Here is a 20661-nt window from a genome sequence, read left to right as displayed (position 1 = left end):
CGGCCAGGCCGCGTGTTGGGCAACCTCGCTCCCGCCTTGACCGCGCAGCGAAACACCCCCGGAGTGATCCGAGGGTGGTTCGCGTGTTGTTCTCAGGCCCGTTCGAGCGGATCGGTTGCGATCAATACCGCTTGCCGTGCAACGGGGGGCCGACGCCGGTCAGAGGAAGATAGTAGGTGTCGGTAGGGATCCGATCGCCGGGGCGGTAGTAGCCCAGGTCGTACTCAGCCTCCCACGGCGGATCCATGATGAGGTTGTAGGGCAGCAGCGCGATCTGAGCGGCGAAGATCCCGATCGAGGCGAACGGCTGCACGAGCTGATTGCGCTGGATCGACTGCTTCGGATCGTCAACCGGGTAAGAGAGGAATCGCCCGGCCGGGCCGACTGCCTGCTCCACGGTCTGCCCGTAGCGTTCGAGAGCGGCATCCTGGAAGTAGAGCGGCATATGGCAGACAGCGGCCGATGACCAGTACTTACGATTGGGTTCCCAGTCTCGCTTGGTCAACGGGACAAATTCTTCGGGGACCGAGATCGCACGGATGGGCCGAGCCTCGGTCGGGCTGGGAGCGCGAGAGATCTCGAGCCGGGGCGAGGGGAGCACGGTCGTGGTGGACAACCCTCTCGCGTCGCCGATATTCGGCGTGCTGCCGGGAACCATTTGGTCGGGGAGCGCGGGCTTGCTGCGGAGTTCATCCTCCTGCCTCTGCGCCATCCGCTCGACTTCCCGCTGCAATTCCGGACTCAGGGTCGAAGGAGCATTCGAGGAGCGATCGGGGATGAAGCTGTCCGACGACGCGCTACGGTACTGGCCCTGATCAACGCCGCGACCGAAGCTCTCCGCGGGCAGCGGAGGGGGCGGTTCCTCGCTGACGGGGGGAACAGCAGGCAGCGACGGCGGCGGCTCGGTCGCGTCCGGAAGCGCCGCGACCCGAGGCGCCGGAGGCTCGGGCAGCGGTTCTGGCAGAGCGGGAGCTGTGCCGGGAAGCTCCGCCGGGAGTGTCGGCTCGGAAGCCGGAACTGGAACCGGGGCCGGAGCCTCGGAGGCCAGCGGAGCCGGGGCCTCGGAGGGCAGCGGGGCCGGAGCTTCGGAGGCCAACGGGGCGGGGGCCTCGGAGACCGGCGGAGCCGGCATGGCCGGGGTTTCCGGCGCCGGTGTCGACGGTGGAGGCGTCGGCTCCGACACAGCAGCGGGAGGTGCCTCCACCGCGCTGTTCGAAAGCGGGGGCAACGGTACCGAGTTGAGATCCAAGGGGGGCAGTTCCGTCGGAGCGGGCGCGGCCTGGGCCAGGGTCATCGCCGCGTCACGAGGCGCAGGCAAGGAAACCGAGGACACCGTTCCGCTAGGGAGCGGCGGCAATCCGGCGGGGGAGACCGCAGCCGGCGCCATGGCAGGGTCGGTGCCGCTGGCCAACTGGATCGGTTCCCGCTGGGCCGGGGCCGCGGCGGCCGGGGCCGTCGACTTGGCCAGAGCGAACGCCCCGGGGCGGCGGAGTGGCCCGCGCCCGGCGTAGGAACGCTTGGCCGAACCGTCGCCCGCCTCACGCATGCCACGGCGAGCGTTGTCGATGCCCTGGGTGAGCGCCTGACGCTCGGAGTCATTGAGCTCCGCCTTGCGCTGTTCCGCCTCGCGGAAGAAGTTCAAGGCCCGCTCATACTCCTGATATTTCAGGTAGTCCCACCCATTGCGCAGCAGATAACGAGCCCCGCGGGACGTCGTCATGCCAGGTATGGAAGCGGTGGACGTCCCCAGTCCGCTGTCGGGCGGAGTCTGCTGGGCCATGAGCGATGTGGCCGACAAGGCAGTCCCGAGGACCGCCGCCGTCAAAGCCGAGGTTGAGCGACGCAAGCCACGCCTCCTTGCTGGCTGAGACGGGCCGCTCGGCTCCCAAGAGCCGACAGCCCGAGACGCTGCCATACCGTTCGCGATCGAAAAAACAAAGAGAGATCAGATCCACTGTCACTGTTGCCGAGGGCATTGCCCTCAATCAGACAGCCAGAAGCCCAACCTTCCTCGATCGGGACGGCAAATAGGAAAAACCTGTCGGGTGAACTCCGTTTACCGGAGTCTTCGTCGGGCAGGCTCCTCCTGCCCGACGACACTTTTGAGACATGAAAACAGGCAAGTTCATCAAGGTGCGAGAAATGCGTTGAACGACAATCGTGGATCGATCAGACCGACCCGCGACCTGACTCGTTCTCATTGCTGAAGCTGGAGTAATTGGGTGCTTCCTGGGTGATGACGATGTCATGGGGGTGACCCTCCAAGACCGACGCACCAGTGACCTGAATGAAGCGAGACTTGGTCCGCAGTTCCTCGATGGTTCGAGTTCCGCAATAACCCATCCCTGCGCGAAGGCCTCCGATGAGCTGGAAGACATAGTCGGCCAGCGGCCCCTTGTAAGGGACACGCCCTTCGACCCCTTCGGGGACAAGCTTCTGCGGTGAGCTGCTCTTGCCATCCGACGTCCGCGAGGCTGCTTCTTGCCGGTATCGTTCGTGCGAGCCTTTGGCCATGGCCCCGATCGATCCCATTCCGCGATAAGTCTTGAAGCTCCGGCCACGGTAAATGATGGTGTCGCCCGGGCTTTCGGCCAGCCCCGCGAAGAGGCCGCCAATCATCACACAGTGCGCTCCGGCCGCCAACGCCTTGGTGATGTCACCGGAGTAGCGGATCCCGCCGTCGGCGATGATCGGCACCCGTCCGGCCGCGGCCTTGGCTGCCTGGTAAACGGCGGTAATCTGCGGAACGCCAACACCGGAGACAACTCGCGTGGTGCAGATCGACCCCGGGCCGATGCCAACCTTCACGGCGTCGGCTCCCGCCTCGATCAAGTCCCGCGTTCCCTCCGCGGTCGCCACGTTCCCAGCAATCACCTCGATCGTGAAATCCCGTTTGATCCGTCGCACGGTCTCGATCACGTTCTGGCTATGGCCATGCGCGGAATCGACAATCAGGACGTCGACATCGGCCTCGAGCAACGAGCTGATCCGCTCGAAGTCATTCACCCCCACCGCGGCGCCCACACAGAGCCGGCCCCGCTGGTCCTTGCAAGCATGGGGGTAGCGATGCAGCTTGTCGATGTCCTTGATCGTGATCATTCCCTTCAGCCGGTATTCATCGTCAACCAGCAGAAGTTTCTCCACCTTATTTTTCGTCAAAATCCGATCCGCCTCTTCCAGGCTGGTATCGGCGGGGGCGGTGACGAGGTTTTCCTTGGTCATCACCTCCTCGATCCGCAGCTCGTTCGACTCCAGGAACCGGAGGTCGCGGCGGGTGAGGATGCCTCGAAGTTGGCCGTTGACGGTGATCGGCACACCTGAAATGTTGTGCCCTTGCATGATCTCGCGGGCCTGGCCGACCGTGGCGTTCGGGGGAAGCGTGATCGGATCGACGATGATCCCGTTCTCCGATCGCTTCACCTTGTCGACCTCGCGGGTCTGCTCCTCAATCGACATGTTCTTGTGAATGACGCCCAGCCCCCCCTCCTGGGCCAGCGCGATCGACAACTCGGCTTCCGTGACCGAGTCCATCGGGGCCGACAGGATGGGGATATTGAGCGCGATCTTGGCGGTCAGTTGAGTCTTGGTATCGACTTGCCTGGGGAGTAGTTCTGAGTAACCAGGTTCAAGCAAAACGTCGTCGAAGGTGATGCCTTGATAGGCGATGCGCTCTTGCATCGGGAAAAGCCTCCGAGCCCGGTGTTTTGAGAGGAAGCCCGACCGGTTGCGGCGTCGGACGGGTTCAGGGTGCCTTTCCTTATCCATTACAACCGCCGCGACGATCTCTGGCAAGGTCAACCGGTGAAATGATCTGTACAGACGGCCTCTGTTACCCCTCTTGTTAGGGAGGAACCATTTGGCCTTTGGCAACATTGGGGGCCTGGCTATGATGAACCGCGGATCAGGGATCGAACAGCTGCTGCAACCAGGATGGATCGCGTGACCACGACTTCTGCCCCGGCCCCCCCCAACCCGCGCGTTCTTCCTCCTGTCCTGGGCCGACTGGTCAGCGGGACCTTCTGGCTGGCGCTCCGGACGCCGCTCCAGGCGATCTTCGTGCTCTGGAGCACAAGGCTGACGCTCCAGGTCATCGGCCCCAACCAGTGGGGAGCCTACAACTTCGCCTGGGGGTTCGGGTTCCTTCAGTTCCTGCTCGAGTTCGGGATCAGCTCGGCGCTGCAGCGGCAGATTTCGGAGCGCTGGACGAAGGGGGATCGCGACGGGGTCGACCGCTCCATCGCCTGCGGGATGACGTTCTACGCGGCCATGGCGCTGGTGCAGGCCGCCGTCCTGCTGAGCCTGGCCTACTGGCCCTACGTCGCGAACCAGTTCCAGGGTGATTCCTATCGCCTGATCGTCAAGCTCCTCTGGCTCCAGGCGCTGACGGCCCCCTGCTATGGCCTCTCGATGGTCGTCTCGAGCGTGCTCCAGGCCGCGCGACGATATGACTTCATCCCCCGATACGAAGTCGCGATCGTCATTCTCCGGTTCGCGATCCTCTGGATCGGCCTGAACGCCGGATTCGACTTCTTCCTGGTCGTCGTGGCGCAAACGTTGGTGTCGATCGGCCTCGCCATGGGTCCCGCGATCTGGGTCATGGTCCGTGAACTCGGCCACGTTCCTCACTTCCGAGGCGCCCGGCTCTCCGACTACAAGACGCTCTTGCACATCAGCTTCTACATGTTCCTGATCCAGCTCAGCGTGGTGCTGGCCGATAAGATCGACACCACGATGCTGGGCCTCGCTCTCCCCCATGAGCCGGAGCTCGGCCTCTCGATCTACAGTGTCGTCAGCAAGCCGTTCAGCCAGATCCGGCAGGTCGGCTGGATGCTCGCATCCCTTGTGATGCCCGCGGTCGCCAGCCTCGCGGCCGCGCACGATGAACGCGGGCTGGAACGGGTCAAATACGACGGCCCCCGACTTCACATCGGCCTCCTGCTCCCGGTCGCCCTCCTGGCCTGGATCTACGCGAGCCCCTTCCTGACGCTCTGGGTCGGAAATGATCTTGGCGACGAAGGCGCTCGGATGGCCCCGTGGCTGATGCGTCTGTTCCTGGTCGCGACCGTCCCGCTCCTGCTCGCCGTTCACGCCCAGATGGCGATCGGCATGAACAAGATTGCGGTGATCGCGCTGGCGGCGCTGGCCGGCTCGGTGTTCAACCTGCCCATCAGCTACTACTTGACCCGCCAGCTCGGAGTGGAAGGAGTGATCTGGGGAACCGTGCTCACGACCGTCTTCTCGAATTTCCTGATCCCAGGGGTCTACATCTTCTGGGTCCTGGACATTCGCTGGAAGACCTACCTGACCCGGACCCTGGCCGCGCCACTGGCCGGAGCGATCTCCCTGATCGCCGTGACCTGGCTCTGCCGCTTCTGGTTTCCGATCGTCCTCAAGGGAGCAACGCCCCTGGCCCAATCCCCTCCCCTCCTGATCCACCTGACCATCGGCTCACTGGCTTACCTGGCCGGATACCTGGCCGTTCCCAAGGGCCGAGAAGACCTCGACCTCATCCTCCGGAGATTCCGCAACCGAGCCGCGTCCTGATCGGATCATGCGAGAAGGCCGGGAGAGCGACGAACGACAGAGGGAGTCGACACTCGCCTTGGGCGCGTGAGGAGCGTAAGCTCCTTCTCATTCTCGGGGAAGCGAAGCCAAAGGATGAAAGTGGCTGTGCCCACCCGAGCCTAACGATCGACCCGCCCAGCCAACCAAGGCCGGCCCAACCGGCTCGCGCCCTCCGGGAACCTTGCCATGCCCGTCCGCATCGCCAATATTGATGACGTTCGCGCCGCGGAGCACGTGATCCGTGAGCATCTCTCCCCCGCCCCCTTGATCCGCTCGTATGCCTTGGAGCAAGCGCTCGGCCTGGCGGCAAATCGGCGTGTCTGGCTCAAGGACTTTGGCTCGACGCCATCCGGCTCCTTCAAGCTTCTGGGCGCATTGAACTGGCTCGCCAACAACCTCGAACGGATCGGCGATCGACCCGTCGCAGCCCACTCGTCGGGAAACTTTGCCTCGGGGATTTCGTTCGCCGGGATGCGGTTCGCCAAGCGCGTGATCGTCCTCATGCCGGAAACTGCGCCTCAGGTGAAATTCCAGCTCACCCGGTCCTTCGGCGCGGAGATTCGCACCTACGACATCACGCGTGATCATCTAACCGGCGAACGGGACCGCCTGGCCCGAGAGATCGCCGAGAACGAAGGAGCCATCCAGGCCTCTCCCTATGACGATCCACACGTCATCGCCGGCAACGGCGTGGGCGCCCTGGAGATCGTCCGCGACCTCCAGCGCGACGGGCGGAGCATCTCCCATTTCTTCTGCCCGGTCAGTGGTGGCGGGCTCATGGCCGGCCAGGCGATCGCGATCGCAGACGGATTCCCGCACGCCCAGATCATCGGTGTCGAGCCTGACGGAGCCGATGACTTCCGCCGATCGCTCGCCGCCGGTTCGCGGCAGCGCCTCGATCGGCCGACCAGCATCTGCGACGGTCTCCTCTCGTACGATGTCGGCGAACACAACTGGCCAATTTTGAGCCGCCTCGTCAACCAGGCGGTGGCCATCCCCGACCAAGCCACGCAAGACGCCATGCGATGGGTCTACGAACGGCATGGCCTCCGCACCGAACCCTCCGGGGCGATCACGATCGCGGCCCTCCTCGGCAACCAGGTCGACCTCAGCGGCGACGGCGATCTCGTGGTCGTCGTCAGCGGACGGAACGTCGATGAAGCCGCCTTTCGGACCTGGATCGCCGACAAATCCGCGCCGAGCCCGTCATAAAGCCATCATCAACTCACGATTGATCCACGATAAGGCCCGAATTCCTCCCGTCGGGCGGGCACGGCGCACCATCCTAATTTCCCTCTGGATGAGGAAATCGGGATGGTCGGCCGCGCCCAACCAACCGGAATCGTTGGCCCCACGATGGCGCCAAGTCCACAAAATAATCAAATATCACCAACCCTCAATACATCCGTCGAAACCCGAACGAAACTACATCTGCATATACTCGACGCAATCTCGCAAATCCCCCAAATCACGGAGACTGTCGCCACGTTACCGGAGGTTCTTCGTCAGCGTGGTTCCGGCGGCTCGTTATTCGCCAGGACCACCGACGGTCCTCCCAGCCTGGCGTCATTTTGATCATAGCATCCAGACATGCAAATCTTCCCATCCGAACACGTCATCTACCTTCCAGTGATCCCAACCAGAGACGCCCAGCGGTAGCGAACCTGATTGAAGAACGCACGTGACGGCCTAACCACGATTCCCCGGGCGATCGTGGTCACGAAGTCGCTGCCGGGCTGGCCCGTGCCAACGCCGTCCAAGAACACGCCGGTGGAACTTGCCACCCCCCCAGGCGCAGTGCCTCGGACCGTCAGACGATATGTGTTCCGCGGGTCAAGCCGCTGAGCCGGATGGAGCGTCACGCTCCCCGTTGCCGCGTCGTACACCGCCGCGCGAACGCGAGTGACCTGGCCGACACGCGCGCCGCGCCGGCCGTGACCGCCGAGAGTCACGATCTGGTAGTTCGCCAGGTCCTGCGCCCGGACCGGATCGAGCGCCGCGCTGAAACGGAGAACCAGGGTCGTCGGCTGGGCATGGAAGCCGTAACGCTGCACCCCCACAACGGTCAGCGGCACCTCAACCGGTGGTGGCACGATGCGGTTCTCGAGGGCGAAGGCCGAGTTCATGGCGCCCCCTGGCACCTCGGCCGTGACAGCATAAGAGCCAACGAGGTCGTTCGCCACGGCGAAAACCGACGCCTGGCCGCTCGCGTCGATCGGAACCAGGTTACTGCTGACGTTGGCTGAGGCGCCTGCCGTTGGCGCGGCGAACCGGACCCAGCCTCCCGCGACCGGCTCACCAAATGCACTGGCGACGCGCACAACCAGCGGCAGTGGGAAAGTGGTGCCGGGAATTGTGCCCTGGTTGTTCCCGGAGACGATGACGAGCGTGAAGCCGCGCGACTCGAAGGCGCCAATGTCGGGTGCGGCGCCCTGGGGCCTGAGGACACCCCGTTGGTCGGCGGTCACCCCCGGCACGGTGCGTCCAGCGTCGATCGCCGGGCTGCCGGGAAGCAACGCCATGGTCTGGGTAGGGCCACCGTTGTCGGCCAAAGGGCCGAGCAACGGGTCGGTGTTGAGCAGGTCGGTGGGATCGAAAGCCAGGGCAGGCGTGTCGGAGAAGAGGTTATGGCCGCCCGAGACGAACGAGGCGGCATTGCGCCCCTGATTAAGGTTCCCACCTTTGGAGTTAGCAAAAAGGCTCGTCGTGACCGTTACTGTGCCAAAGTCGTTGAAGACGCCGCCGCCCGAGTTGGCCGCGTTATCGCTGAAGGTGGAATTGGTAATTGTGACAAAGCCACCGCGGTTGACAATGCCGCCGCCGTTGCCGAGGAAACCCGCTGAGTTGCCGTGGAGGGTGGAGTCGGTGACCGACACTGTGCCTGTGAGGATGAGGATACCGCCGCCGTCGCCGCGTGTCGAATTGCCGCTGAGGGTGATACCAGTGACCCTCAGTGTCGCGTAGAAGCTACTGATGCCGCCACCATCAATGCTGGCCGAGTTGCTCTCGAGGGTGGAGTTGGTGATCGTCACTAGACCAAAGTTAATGTTGTCGATTCCCCCACCGAAGCCGGCCGAGTTGCCGGTGAGGGTGGAGTCGATGACCGTCACCGTGCCGAAGTTATCGTTAGCGATGCCCCCGCCCCTGAAGTCGTTGGCCGAGTTGCCGGTGAGGGTGGAGTGGATGACCGTCAGCGTGCCCAAGTTGGCGATGCCCCCCCCGCTGCCAAAACTGGCCGAGTTACCGCTGAAGGCAGAGTCGGTGACCGTCAACGTCCCCGAGTTGGCGATGCCACCCCCGTTTTGAAAGGACACCCGACCGCCCGAGACCGTCAGGCCTGAGATCTCCACATTGGCACCCGCCGTCACGTTGAAGATCCGAAACTCCGGTGTCAGTGGATCGGAACTGCGGGCCACGGTCAGCGCCGACGCCCCAGGACCGCTCAGGATGATGTCCGTCGCCAGGTCGGGCAGGGCCGACCGCAGCGTGATCGTCCCGGCCACCCCGGGAGCAAACGTGATCGTATCCCGGCCCGGATTCTGATCGGCAATGCTCAGCGCCGCCCGAAGCGAGCCGACGCCGGAGTCGTTCGTATTGGTGACGGTAAATGTCGTCCAGATCACCGTCGCGGCCAGCGAGGCGATCGACGGACCGCCGGGGAGGATCGCCGTTGCGACGATTGAGTCGGTACCGATGCCGCCGGTGTCGGCATAGCGGAAGCTGACCTGACCGTTGGCGTCGCTCTGGCTGCTGACGGGGCTGATAAAACCCGTGGCTCCGGCGTTCGGGCCAGCCGTCACCTGAAAGGTCACCGGGACACCGACCAAGGGCTTAACGTTCGGATCGAGCACGGTCGCGATGACCGAGTGCGATGCACCGACGAGTCGCGTGGCCGTGTCCGGAGTGAGGCGTACGAAGGGTGCGGTGACCACCTCGAAGGCGCCAATGTCAGGGGCAGCCCCCTGGGGGTGTGGAACGCCCCGCTGGTCGGTTGTCACCCCCGGCATGTTGCGCCCGGCATTGATGGCCGGACTGCCAGGCAGCAAAGCCATCGTTTGAGTGGGGCCGCCGTTGTCGGCCAGGGGCCCGAGCAACGGATCAGTGTTGACAAGATCGGTGGGGTTGAGGGCCAGCCCAGGCAAATCGGAGAAAAGATTGTGGCCACCCGAGACGAACGAGGCAGAAGCCGTTTGAGTGAGGTTCCCGCTTTCGGAGTTATTGAAGAGACTTGTGGTAATCGTCACCGTGCCAGAGAAGATGATACCCCCGCCGCTGCTGCCGGATAAATTGCCGCTGAGGGTAGAGCCCGTCACCGTCAGTGCGCCCGAACTGAGGATACCACCGCCGTTGCCGTCGCTGGCGGAATTGCCACTGATCGTGGAACTGGTGACCGTCACCGTGCCAAAGCCACTGCCAATGCCTCCGCCGCCCCCCAAACCGGCCGAATTGCCGCTGAGGGTGGAGTTGATGACTGTCACAATGCCGCCGTTGGTGAAGCTAGCAATCCCGCCGCCGCCCTCGTTGGCCGAGTTGCCGCTGAGGGTCGAATCAGTGATCGTCACCACGCCAGAGACGTTAAGGATGCCGCCGCCGAGGCCTTTACTGGCCGAGTTGCCACTGATCGTGGAATTGGTGACTGTCACCGTCCCGAAGTTGGCAATCCCACCGCCGCCGTTGCTAAAGCCGGCTCCGCTGGAGGAGTTACCACTGAGCGTAGAGTCAGTAACCGTTAGCGTGCCCGAGTTGGCAATGGCTCCACCAGAGGCGGGCCCGCGACCGCCCGAGATCGTCAGGCCGGAGATCACGACCTCGGCCTTCGCCGGCACATTGAAGATCCCGAACTCCGGCGTCGATGGATCGGAACTGCGGGCCACGGTCAGGGCCGACGACCCCGGACCGCTCAGGAGGATGGCCGTCGAGAGGGCCGGCAGGGCCGACCGCAGCGAGATCGTCCCGGTGACCGAGGAGGCGAAGTCGATCGTGTCCTGCGCCGGATCTGCGTTAGCCAGGTCGATCGCCGCCCGGAGCGAGCCGGCCCCGTCGTTGTTCGTGTTCGTGACGGTGAACGTGCTGAGCACGACCCGCTCTTCCAACATTTCGAAGCCGGGCACCAGGCCAGCCCCACGACGCCTCGCCGCCGCCCGCCGCGGCCCTGCCTGGGCGAGGCCCCGAACACCCAGTAACCCGGAATGCGCCATCGGTCCGCCCTAATATTGAAAGAAACCGTACCGGGAGCCCGCTCGCGGCTGGGCGTCAGCCCCCCTCATCGGCCCGGGCACAGCCGGACGATCCGCTCCGCTTCACAGAGAGGATGCTATATCGGCACGACCGCTCCGGCCATATCGCATTGTTCGAGTCTACACGGGGATTCGAAGAATGCAAATCGGTCCGCAACACCAAATCAACCTGTCCAGCTATTACAAATTAACCAATCTATAGAAATCTCATGAAAACGAATGCTTCGAGAAGAAAGGGCACCCCTCGACTCGAAAGCAATGCTTGACGCTCCCATCGCACGAGGAGACGCAATGCCATGCTCCCACATTTTTATAGCTAACAATCAACTGCAACAAATCGTCATTCAGCTTCACACCTCGGCTTCTTCAAACTTCTGTTCCGCGTCCTCGAAATCGGCGGCATCGAAATTGAAAGTTCCTCTCGGTGTGGCTCCGAATCGTAGGCCCGATCCGCATACAGTTCTTCGGGCTGGGTGGGCTTGTCTCCTTCTTCCCAGGAAAGGTCCGGGATGGCGTCGACCAAGGGTAACAACCCGGTCACATCCGCGGCGTTGGCCCCCGTCACGGTGACCGCCAGGGGGATGCCCTCGGCGTCGGTCAGCACATGGAGCTTTACTCCCGATTTGCCTCGATCCGTAGGGTTAGGGCCGGTGTCGTCGCCGCCCCGCGGAACCAATCGATCTGGTCCGCCTCCTGGAGTTCTTGAAGGAGGAGGTGATGGAGTCGGCCCCTAATCCCCGCCTCGTGCCAGGCCTCGAAATAGCGTTTGCAGGTCTTGCCACAGCCCCAGCCCAGTTCCGCAGGCAAGTCCTCCCAGTTGATGCCTGTCAGGATCTTTCGGTCGTTCAGGGGCTTGCGACCGGGATCGCGTGATCGCCGGAGCGGTGGCGCTGGGAGCAGAGGTTCGATGCGCTCCCAGCGAGCGTCACTCTACGAGGGGCTTCGCCATGAGCATTTCTCCCCAGAGCACAGGGAGAACTCACTGCAGATCCGATGCTCAACCCTCATTTTTTCCTTTGTCTCAACTTCCGGTGATCCCAACCAGAGACGCCCAGCGGTAGCGAATCTGGTTGAAGAACCCACGCGACGCCCGGATCAGGGTTCCCCGGGAAATCGTGGTCACGAAGTCACTGCCGGGCTGACCCGTGCCGACGCCGTCGAGCAAGACGCCGGTCGGACTCGCCAGTCCCCCAGGCGCAGAGCCTCGGACCGTCAGACGATACGTGGTGCGCAGGTCGAGCCGCTGGGCCGGGTGAAGCGTCACGCTCCCGGTCGCCGCGTCGTACACCGCCGCGCGAACGCGGGTGACGCGGCCGACACGCGCACTGCGCCGGCCGTGACCGCCGAGAGTCACGATCTGGTAGTTCGCCAGGTCCTGTGCCCGGGCCGGATCGAGCGCCGTGCTGAAGCGGAGGACCAGGGTCGTCGGCTGGGCGTGGAAGCCGTAACGCTGCACCCCCACGACGGTCAGCGGCACAACGGTCGGCACCTCAACCGGCGGCTGCATTGAGAGGTTTTCGAGGGCGAAGGCCAGGCTCATGGCCCCCCCAGGCAACTGGGCGGTGACGGCATAGGAGCCGACGAGAGCATTGGCCGTGGCAAGGACCGACACCTGGCCGCTGGCGTCGATCGGAGCCAGATTGCCACTGAAATTGGCTGAGGCCCCCCACGTCGGCGCGGTGAAGTTGACCCGGCCCCCCGCGACCGGCTCACCGAAGGCACTGGCGACGCGCACGACCAGCGGGATCGGAAAGGCGGAGTCGCGGGTTGCGCCCTGGTTGTTCCCGGAGACGATCACGAGGGTGAAGCCGCGTGACTCGAAGGCGCCGATGTCGGGGGCGGCGTCCTGAGGCCTGAGGACGCCCCGCTGGTCGGCGGTCACCCCCGACACGGCGCGTCCGGCGTCGATGGCCGGGCTGCCGGGGAGCAGAGCCATGGTCTGGGTGAGGCCGCCGTTGTCGGCCAGCGGTCCGAGCAGGGGGTCGGTGTTGATCAGGTCGGTGGGGTCGAGGGCCACGGCGGGAGCGTCGGAGAAGAGATTGTGGCCCCGTGAGAGGAACGAGGCAGAAGGGGCAGAATCCCATTGAGCGAGGTTCCCGCCCGCGGAGTTCGCGAACAGGCTCGTGATGATCGTCAGTGTGCCGCCAATGTTGTTGTAGATGCCGCCGCCGCCATCACCGGCCGAGTTCCCGCTGAGGGTCGAGTTGGTGATCGTCAGCCTGCCGAAGTTGTCGATACCACCGCCCCTGCCGCCGGCCGAGTTGCCGCTGAGCGTGGCATTGGTCACCGTCAGCGTGCCGAAGTTGGCGATGCCGCCGCCGCTGGTGCCGATGTCGAAGGAGGGGTCGAGGCCGTTGCCGCCGACCGAGTTGCCGCTGAGGGTCGAGTTGGTGATCGTCAGCCTGCCGAAGTTGTCGATACCACCGCCCCTGCTGCGGGCCGAGTTGCCGCTGAGGGTGGAGTCGGTCACCGTCATCTCGCCCGAGTTACTGATGCCACCGCTGTTGCCGGCCGAGTTGCCGCTGAGCAGAGAATGGGTGACCGTCAGCGTGCCCGAGAGGTTGGCGATGCCGCCGCCGCCGCGGGACGAGTTGCCGCTGAGGGTGGAGTCGGTCACCGTCATCGCGCCCGAGAGGTTGGAGATGCCGCCGCCGTGTTCGCTGGCCGAGTTGCCGCTGAGGGTGGAGTCGGTCACCCTCAGAGTGCCGTGGTTGGCGATGCCGCCGCCACCGTACGCCGAGTTGCCGCTGAGGGTGGAGGTGGTTACCGTCAGCGTGCCCGAGAGGTTATAGATGCCACCGCCGAAAGTGTCGGCCGAGTTGCCACTGAGGATGGAATGGGTGACCGTCAGCGTGCCCGAGAGGTTGGCGATGCCGCCACCGGCGCTGCCTTTGCCGTTGCCGATACCGCGGGCCGAGTTGCCGCTGAGGGTGGAGTGGGTCACCGTCAGCGTGCCCGCGTTGGCGATGCCGCCGCCGTCTTCAAAGGCCACGCGACCGCCTGAGATCGTCAGGCCGGAGATCGCCACCTCGGCCCCCGCCGTCACGTTAAAGATTCGGAACAGAGGCGTGAACGGATCGGAGCTACGGGCCACAGTCAGCGTCGACGACCCCGGCCCGCTCAGGATGATGTCCGTCGCCAGGTCGGGCAAAGCCGACAGCAGTGTGATCGTCCCGGCCACCCCGGGAGCGAACGTGATCGTGTCCCGGCCCGGATTCTGGTCGGCGATGCTCAGCGCCGCCCGGAGTGAGCCGGGGCCAGAGTCGTTCGTATTGGTGACGGCAAACGTCGTCCAGATCACCGTCCCTGACAGCGACGCGATCGCCAGACCGCCGGGGAGCATCGCGGTCGCGACGATCGAGTCGCTGCCGACGCCGCCGGTGTCGGCGTAGCGGAAGCTGATCTGGCCGTTGGCATCACTCTGGCCGCCAGCCGGGCTGGTGAGGCCCGCGGCCCCGGTGTTCGGGCCGGCCGTCACCTGAAAGGTCACCGGGACACCCGCCAACGGCCTGACGTTCGGATCGAGCACGGTCGCGGTGACCGAGTGCGAGGCACCGACCAGAAGCGTGGCCGTGGCCGGTGTCAAACGCACGAAGGGTGCCGTGGCCAACTCGAAGGCGCCGATGTCGGGGGCGGCGCCCTGGGGCCTGGGGACGCCTCGCTGGTCGGTGGCCACCCCCAGCCGAGCGAGCCCAGCGTCGATCGCCGGGCTGCCGGGGAGCAGGGCCATGGTCTGGGTAGGGCCGCCGTTGTCGGCCAAGGGGCCGAGCAACGGGTCGGTGTTGATCAGGTCGGTAGGGTGGAGGGCCACGGCGGGGGCGTCGGAGAAGAGATTGTGGCCGCCCGAGACAAACGAGGCAGCATTCCCTTGAGCGAGGTTTCCACCTGCGGGGTTGACGAACAGGCTCGTGATGATCGCCACCGAGCCGACGTAGTTGAAGATGCCGCCACCGAAGCTTCCGACGCCGGCCGAGTTACCGCTAAGGGTCGAGTTGATCACCGTCAACGTGCCGCCGTCGGAGGGGCCGCCGTTGGAGATGCCGCCGCCGGTGCCGTCGGCCGAGTTACCGCTGAGGGTCGAGTTGGTGATCGTCACCATGCCGAAGGTGGTGTTGAAGATGCCACCGCCCGAGCCAAACCCCCTGAGCGAAGCCGAGTTGCCGCTGAGCGTGGAGTCGGTGACCGCCAGAATGCCCGAGTTGCTATAGATGCCGCCGCCGTAGTGGGCCGAGTTGCCGCTCAGGGTGGAATTGGTGGCCGTCACCGTACCCGAGAGGTTGTAGACGCCACCGCCATAGCCGAGGGTGTAAATGCTGCCGCCGGCCGTATTGCCGCTGAGGGTGGAGTTCGTCACCGTCAGCGTGCCCGTGCGGATGGAGATGCCACCGCCGCCGTAGCTGGCCGAGTTGCCGCTCAGGGTGGAGTCGGTGACCGTCAGCGTGCCCGAAGCGTCGCCGATGCCGCCGCCGCCGGATGCCGAGTTGCCGCTGAGGGTGGAGCTGATGACCCTCACCGTGCCCGAAAGGTTGCCGATGCCACCGCCGTATGCGTCGGCCGAGTTACCGCTGAGCGTGGAATTGGCGACCGTTAGCGTGCCGAGGCTGGCGTTGTGGATGCCACCGCCCCAACCACCGCCGCCGTAGCTGGCCGAGTTGCCGCTGAGGGTGGAGCCGGTGACTGTCAGCTCGCCCGAGTTGGCGATTCCGCCACCTCCGCCGCTGGCGGCGGAGTTGCCGCTGAAGGTGGAGTTGATCACCGTCAACATGCCGCGGTTGAAGAGACCGCCACCACCGTATGCCGAGTTGCCGCTGAAGGTGGAGGTGGTCACCGTCACCGTGCCCGAGAGGTTGGCGATGCCGCCGCCGATGATGTCGGCCGAGTTGCCGCTGAAGGTGGAGGTGGTCACCGTCAGCGTGCCGAAGTTGGCGATCCCGCCGCCGCTGCCGATGTCTCTGCCGACGTCATCGGCCGAGTTGCCGCTCAGGGTGGAGTGGGTGACCGTCAGCGTGCCCGCGTTGGCGATGCCCCCGCCGGGGGCGGACACCCGACCGCCTGAGATCGTCAGGCCGGAGATCGCCACCTCAGCCCCCGCCATCACGTCGAAGATCCGGAACTCCGGCGTCGATGGATCAGCGCTGCGGGCCACGGTCAGGACCGACGACCCTGGACCGCTCAGGAGAATGGCCGTCGAGAGGGCCGGCAGGGCCGACTGCAGCGTGATCGTTCCGGTGGCCGAGGAGGCGAAGTCGATCGTGTCCTGCGCCGGGTCTGCGTTGGCCAGGTCGATCGCCGTCCGGAGCGAGCCGACCCCGTCGTTGTTCGCGTTCGTGACGGTGAACGTGCTGAGCACGACCCGCCCTTCCAACGACTCGAAGTCGGGCACCAGGCCGGTCCCCCGACGCCTCGCCGCCGCCCGCCGCGGCCCTGTCGGGGCAAGACCCCGAACGCCCAGTGCCCCGGAATGCGCCATCGATCCGCCCCGATTTTGAAAGGAACCGGACCGGGACAACGGGCCGTGAGTCCGCACGCGGCTCGGCGTCAGTCCCCCTCCTCGGTCCTGGCACGGCCGGACGATCCACGCCGCGTCACGAGAGAAAAACGCCATCTCGGTGCGACCCGCTCCAGCCCTATCGTATTGTTCGAGTCTACACGTGGATTCGAAGAATGCAAATCGGCCGAAAGTGCCAAGAACAATTCAGTGCCAGTTCAGAACAGTACTTAGCCAAGCATTAATCCCAGGCGAGCGAAGGGTTTCAAGTAGAAAGGGGCCTCCCGGCCCGATGACGTTGCTTGACGACCCCATCGCACACCAACATGCTGATCGAACAGGAATTAAACCAAGCGATTGCCCCTATCGAGGACCACAAAAGCAATCCACATCACAATCCACGCTTCACACAACAATACAAACACGCATTCACAATTAATAGCCAATATATCTGTGTTGCCTCAGACCCACCAGGGTGATCACGAAGAGCCAGAAGAAGAGTGCAGCCACGCACAGGTAGACGGGCAAGACAATCCACCACAGCCGCCTCGCGGCCTTCTCGGTCGCGACGGCGATCCGGTCGAGCCGTTCGATGACTTCTCGCTCCAACATGGGTTGTTCCTTGGCGAGTGACGGGGATTCGACAGAGTCGAATTCGCTGTTCATGGGGAAGGTATTGGATCGAGAGCGTGCATTACTTTCCTGCCTCTCAGTCAAAAGGGCGATTTCGACCAAAAGGGCGATTTCGACGCTTTGGGCGAGAGGCCCGGAAGTCTCCTGACCTGCAAGAACTACAAGTGTGGCCGATCTCGCCGACCCTCGTTTTCTTGCGAAAGAAGAGGGAATGAGAGGCGGTCGCCACGTTATCGGCGGTTTCTGGCATCGCCCTTTTTTTCTCCTTCCCATCGTAGCGGAGTCTTCTCGAGTGTTTGATCGTTGCAAGGACTCCGGGAGCGCTGTTCTCAAGCGTTGGGAGAAATGGCTGATCCAGCGGCCGTGATACCATCCGGCAAGATTCCATTTCACGGTGGCAAGGGCGGCTCCGAGCCGGTATCTGGCTCTCGCGGCTGAAGCGGAAAGCGGATTCGAAAGAGGCTGCCACAGCCGACGACGCTCTCGACCTCGATCGTCCCCCCTTGGTCGCGCACGACGCCGTAGCTCATGGGAAGGCCCAGGCCCGCTCCGGCGCCGATCTGCTTCGTGGTGAAGAAGGGTTCGAAGATGCGCGGCAGATGCTCGGGGCGGATCCCACTGCCGTGGTCTTCGATCTCCACGATCACGGCGGCCGCGCCGTCGGGTCGGGTGCGAACATCGATGAGTCCCTCGCGCTCGGAGGCCTGAACCGCATTGAGCAGGATGTTCAGAAAGACCTGATTGATCTTGCCGGCGTGGCAGGCCACCAGCGGGAGTTCCTGAAACTGGGTCTCGACGCGAACCGACTTCTTGTGGAACTCGTGGCGGAGTACCTCCAGGGTGCACTGGAGAGCGACGTTAAAATCCACATCTTTGAATTCCGCCTCGTCCAGCCTGGCAAAGTCACGCAGGTTCTGCACGATGGCGCGAACCCTCCGCAGTCCATCCTCCGAGCTGTCGAAGAGGGGGGGAAGGTTCTCGCGAAGATAGGGCAGATCGACTTCATCCTCCAGGCAGGCCAGATGCGCGGCGAGTTCCGGCTCCGCCCTGGCCAGGCTGGTGCTTCCTTCCCGGTACTTGTCGAGTACTCGCAAGGCGTCCAGCACGTCCCGGCGGAGCATGGCCAGGTTGTTGACGACGATCGAGAGCGGGTTATTGATTTCGTGCGCCACTCCCGCGGCCAGACGCCCCAGGCTCGCGAGCTTTTCCGTCTCGATCAGCGCCACCTTGGTCTCTCGGAGGTTCTGCTCCAGGTGAATGATCCGCTCGCCGGCCCGCAACCGAACCCGGAGTTCGTCCCGGTCAAACGGCTTGGTCAGGAAATCGTCCGCGCCCGCTTCCATCCCCTCGATCAGATCCTGCTTCTGGGATTTCGAGGTCAGGAGGATGGCGTAGATATAGCCGGGCCGCTGGGACGAGCGAATCCGACGGAGCAAACCCGGCCCGTCCAGCTCGGGCATCATCCAGTCGGTGATGACCATCGGGAACTGATCCACTTCGAAAAGGCGCCACGCCTCGGCTCCGTCCCGAACCGCCGCAACCTCGTATCCCCACTTCTCCAGATAGCTCTGCAGCAACCGCCTCGAAACCGAGTCGTCATCCGCAATTAAGATCTTCATGGACCACCACTTTCCGTGGTACAGGCAAGTGGGTGAGGGGCAAACGCCCCCTCCTCTCCCCTGCCCCGCCCCGCCCCGCCGCTACGACACCCTCTCGTTGCAGAGTTCGGCGAAGGCCGAATTGAGGCGGCCGATGGCCTCCTCCAGCGCAGTCCAGGCCTCGTCCGCATGACTCCAGTCCTGCTCAACCCCGATAATCTCCAGCCGCCGCGTTGCCTCGAAAGCCTCCCGAGCCCCAAAGTTCCCGACGGACCCTTTGAGCGTGTGCGCCATCCGCTGAAGCCGCATTGCATCCCGCTCGGCGACCGCCTGCCTGATCTCCGCCATCCGCTGCGGACATTCCTCGAGAAAGAGGCCCGCCAGCTCCTTCATCAGCTCGGCGTCCCCGTCCATGCGTTCCAGGGTCGCGGCCCTGTCGAAGACCACGGACCCGGACCCGGACCCGGTCGCCGTGCCTTCGGTCTCGAGGGGCGCCGGGGTGAGCCCTTCCAGGACCGCCAATAGATCTTCCAACCGAAGAGGCTTGGCGACATAAGCATCCATACCGGCTGCCAGGCAACGATCTCGGTCCCCCGTCAGGGCGTGGGCGGTCATCGCGATAATCGTCGTATGGACTTTGGTCCCCGCCTCGCGCGCCCGGATCACGGCGGTCGTCTCGAACCCGTCCATCTCCGGCATCTGCACATCCATCAGCACCGCGTCGAATCGCGTGCCGTTCATGGCGGCAAGCGCCTCGCGGCCATTGCTCACGACCACGACATGGTGTCCCTGTTTCTTCAGCAGAGTCATGGCCAGCCGCTGGTTGATCAGATTATCCTCGGCCAGCAAGAGTCGCAGTTTCCGCTTCCAGGTCCGCCGGCTTCCATCAGGCTTTGCGGTGGCCGCCAACTGGCCCCGGCGCGGCTCGCGGCTCACGGAAGTACCGAGCGTGGTCATAATCGCATCCAAGAGCGAGGATTCTCGGATCGGTTTTATCAGATAGGTGGCCACACCCAACTCCTGGCAGCGAGCCGCATCCTCGCGCCGATTGGCCGAGGAGAGCATCATCAGGGTCGCCCCCGTCAGTTCCGAGTCCTGCCTGATCCGCTCGGCGAGGCTAAAGCCGTCCATTCCGGGCATCATGGCATCCAGAAGCACCAAAGCGAACGGCAGGCCCACATCCCGCGCCTGCGTCAGGGCGGCGATCGCCTCCCGGCCCCCCTCGACGGCGATCGGCTTCATCCCCCAGTGGATAAGCATTTCCTCAAGAATCCGCCGGTTCGTGGCGTTATCATCCACGATCAGCACGGACAAACCATGAACCTGGTCGGGCTCCGCCGGTGTCGACCACGCCACCGGACCGCAAACCAGACCAAAGGGGAGCGTGAAGTGGAACGTGCTCCCTCGACCGGTCTCGCTTTCCAGCCAGATCTCCCCGCCCATCAACTGGACCAGCCGGGCCGAGATCGCCAGCCCCAACCCCGTGCCGCCGTACTTGCGCGTGGTGGACGTGTCTGCCTGGGAGAAGGCCTTGAAGAGTTTTTGTTGCTGCTCATTGGGGATTCCGATCCCCGTATCGCTGACCGCGAAGTGGAGGCAGACCTGCTGCTCGGTCCGCGACTGCACTTCGACCCGGAGTACCGCCTCGCCCCGTTCCGTGAACTTGATGGCGTTGCCGATCAGGTTGACGACGACCTGGCAAAGGCGGTGAGGATCGCCTACCAGAACATCCGGCACGTCGGCCGCAACGTGGTCGACCAGCTCCAGCCCTTTCTTGTGGGCACGCATCGCGAGCGTGGCCATGGTGTCGTCAAGGGCGTCACGAAGGTGGAAGTCAATGAGGTCCAGGTCGAGCCGGCCAGCCTCGATCTTGGAGAAGTCGAGGATGTCGTTGATCACCGTGAGCAGGTGGTCCGCCGACAACTTCACCATCCCGAGGTACTCCCGCTGTTCAATGGTGAGCTCCGTATCCAGCGCGAGTTCGGTCATGCCGATGATCCCATTCAGAGGCGTGCGAATTTCATGGCTCATGTTCGCCAGGAATTCGCTCTTCGTCTGGGCGGCGGCCTGAGCGGCCTCTTTGGCCCGCACCAGCTCGCGTTCCACCTGTTTCCGCTCGGTGATGTCCGTGAAGTTGACG

Annotated in this window: 11 protein-coding genes; 2 read left to right on the top strand and 9 right to left on the bottom strand. The window is 64.3% G+C overall.

Features of this window, described 5'->3' with window-relative positions; translation table 11 throughout:
- Positions 1-121: 121 nt before the first annotated feature.
- Both V5E97_RS06585 and guaB read right to left on the bottom strand, forming a co-directional pair.
- On the bottom strand, positions 122-1846 hold the full coding sequence (locus V5E97_RS06585; protein ID WP_406698517.1) for a hypothetical protein: 1725 nt from the start codon (positions 1844-1846) through the stop codon (positions 122-124).
- Positions 1847-2169: 323 nt separating this feature from the next.
- Entirely contained in the window at positions 2170-3678 is a 1509-nt protein-coding gene (guaB, locus tag V5E97_RS06580; protein WP_406698516.1) for an IMP dehydrogenase, read from the bottom strand.
- A 252-nt stretch (positions 3679-3930) separates the two neighbouring features.
- Between guaB and V5E97_RS06575 the strand changes: the two genes are divergently transcribed.
- Both V5E97_RS06575 and V5E97_RS06570 read left to right on the top strand, forming a co-directional pair.
- Positions 3931-5544 (top strand): lipopolysaccharide biosynthesis protein, encoded by a 1614-nt coding sequence (locus V5E97_RS06575; RefSeq protein ID WP_406698515.1) that lies wholly within the window; start codon positions 3931-3933, stop codon positions 5542-5544.
- Between the two features lie 207 nt (positions 5545-5751).
- Positions 5752-6777 (top strand): threonine ammonia-lyase, encoded by a 1026-nt coding sequence (locus V5E97_RS06570; protein WP_406698514.1) that lies wholly within the window; start codon positions 5752-5754, stop codon positions 6775-6777.
- Positions 6778-7184: 407 nt separating this feature from the next.
- Here the strand turns inward: V5E97_RS06570 and V5E97_RS06565 are convergent, their stop codons facing one another.
- The 7 genes from V5E97_RS06565 to V5E97_RS06535 form a co-directional block, all read right to left on the bottom strand.
- Positions 7185-10763, bottom strand: coding sequence for a choice-of-anchor Q domain-containing protein (locus V5E97_RS06565; protein WP_406698513.1), 3579 nt, complete (start codon positions 10761-10763; stop codon positions 7185-7187).
- Between the two features lie 379 nt (positions 10764-11142).
- On the bottom strand, positions 11143-11406 hold the full coding sequence (locus V5E97_RS06560; RefSeq protein WP_406698512.1) for a transposase: 264 nt from the start codon (positions 11404-11406) through the stop codon (positions 11143-11145).
- Positions 11407-11414: 8 nt separating this feature from the next.
- The gene (locus V5E97_RS06555) at positions 11415-11702 is read right to left on the bottom strand and encodes a hypothetical protein (protein ID WP_406701137.1); all 288 of its coding nucleotides are present in this window, start codon (positions 11700-11702) and stop codon (positions 11415-11417) included.
- A 121-nt stretch (positions 11703-11823) separates the two neighbouring features.
- Complete coding sequence (locus tag V5E97_RS06550) at positions 11824-16272, bottom strand: choice-of-anchor Q domain-containing protein (protein WP_406698511.1); 4449 nt, start codon at positions 16270-16272, stop codon at positions 11824-11826.
- Between the two features lie 453 nt (positions 16273-16725).
- Complete coding sequence (locus tag V5E97_RS06545; protein WP_406698510.1) at positions 16726-16902, bottom strand: hypothetical protein; 177 nt, start codon at positions 16900-16902, stop codon at positions 16726-16728.
- Positions 16903-17312: 410 nt separating this feature from the next.
- Positions 17313-18542, bottom strand: a complete 1230-nt coding sequence (locus V5E97_RS06540; protein WP_406698509.1) for a sensor histidine kinase — start codon at positions 18540-18542, stop codon at positions 17313-17315.
- A gap of 81 nt (positions 18543-18623) precedes the next feature.
- Positions 18624-20627 carry a hybrid sensor histidine kinase/response regulator gene (locus V5E97_RS06535; RefSeq protein ID WP_406698508.1) on the bottom strand — a complete coding sequence of 668 codons (2004 nt, stop codon included), beginning with the start codon at positions 20625-20627 and terminating at the stop codon, positions 18624-18626.
- Positions 20628-20661: the final 34 nt, after the last annotated feature.

The sequence above is a fragment of the Singulisphaera photorubra genome (assembly GCF_045290345.1).
In the GTDB taxonomy this organism is placed as follows: domain Bacteria; phylum Planctomycetota; class Planctomycetia; order Isosphaerales; family Isosphaeraceae; genus Singulisphaera.
Note: the sequence above shows the minus strand (reverse complement) of the source record. Positions and strands in the feature narration are given on the sequence as shown.

Bases quoted from the DNA above. Each gene is read 5' to 3' on its own strand.
- guaB (WP_406698516.1), bottom strand. From the start codon at position 3,678: ATGCAAGAGCGCATCGCCTATCAAGGCATCACCTTCGACGACGTTTTG.
- V5E97_RS06575 (WP_406698515.1), top strand. From the start codon at position 3,931: ATGGATCGCGTGACCACGACTTCTGCCCCGGCCCCCCCCAACCCGCGC.
- V5E97_RS06570 (WP_406698514.1), top strand. From the start codon at position 5,752: ATGCCCGTCCGCATCGCCAATATTGATGACGTTCGCGCCGCGGAGCAC.
- V5E97_RS06565 (WP_406698513.1), bottom strand. From the start codon at position 10,763: ATGGCGCATTCCGGGTTACTGGGTGTTCGGGGCCTCGCCCAGGCAGGG.
- V5E97_RS06550 (WP_406698511.1), bottom strand. From the start codon at position 16,272: ATGGCGCATTCCGGGGCACTGGGCGTTCGGGGTCTTGCCCCGACAGGG.
- V5E97_RS06545 (WP_406698510.1), bottom strand. From the start codon at position 16,902: ATGTTGGAGCGAGAAGTCATCGAACGGCTCGACCGGATCGCCGTCGCG.
- V5E97_RS06540 (WP_406698509.1), bottom strand. From the start codon at position 18,542: ATGAAGATCTTAATTGCGGATGACGACTCGGTTTCGAGGCGGTTGCTG.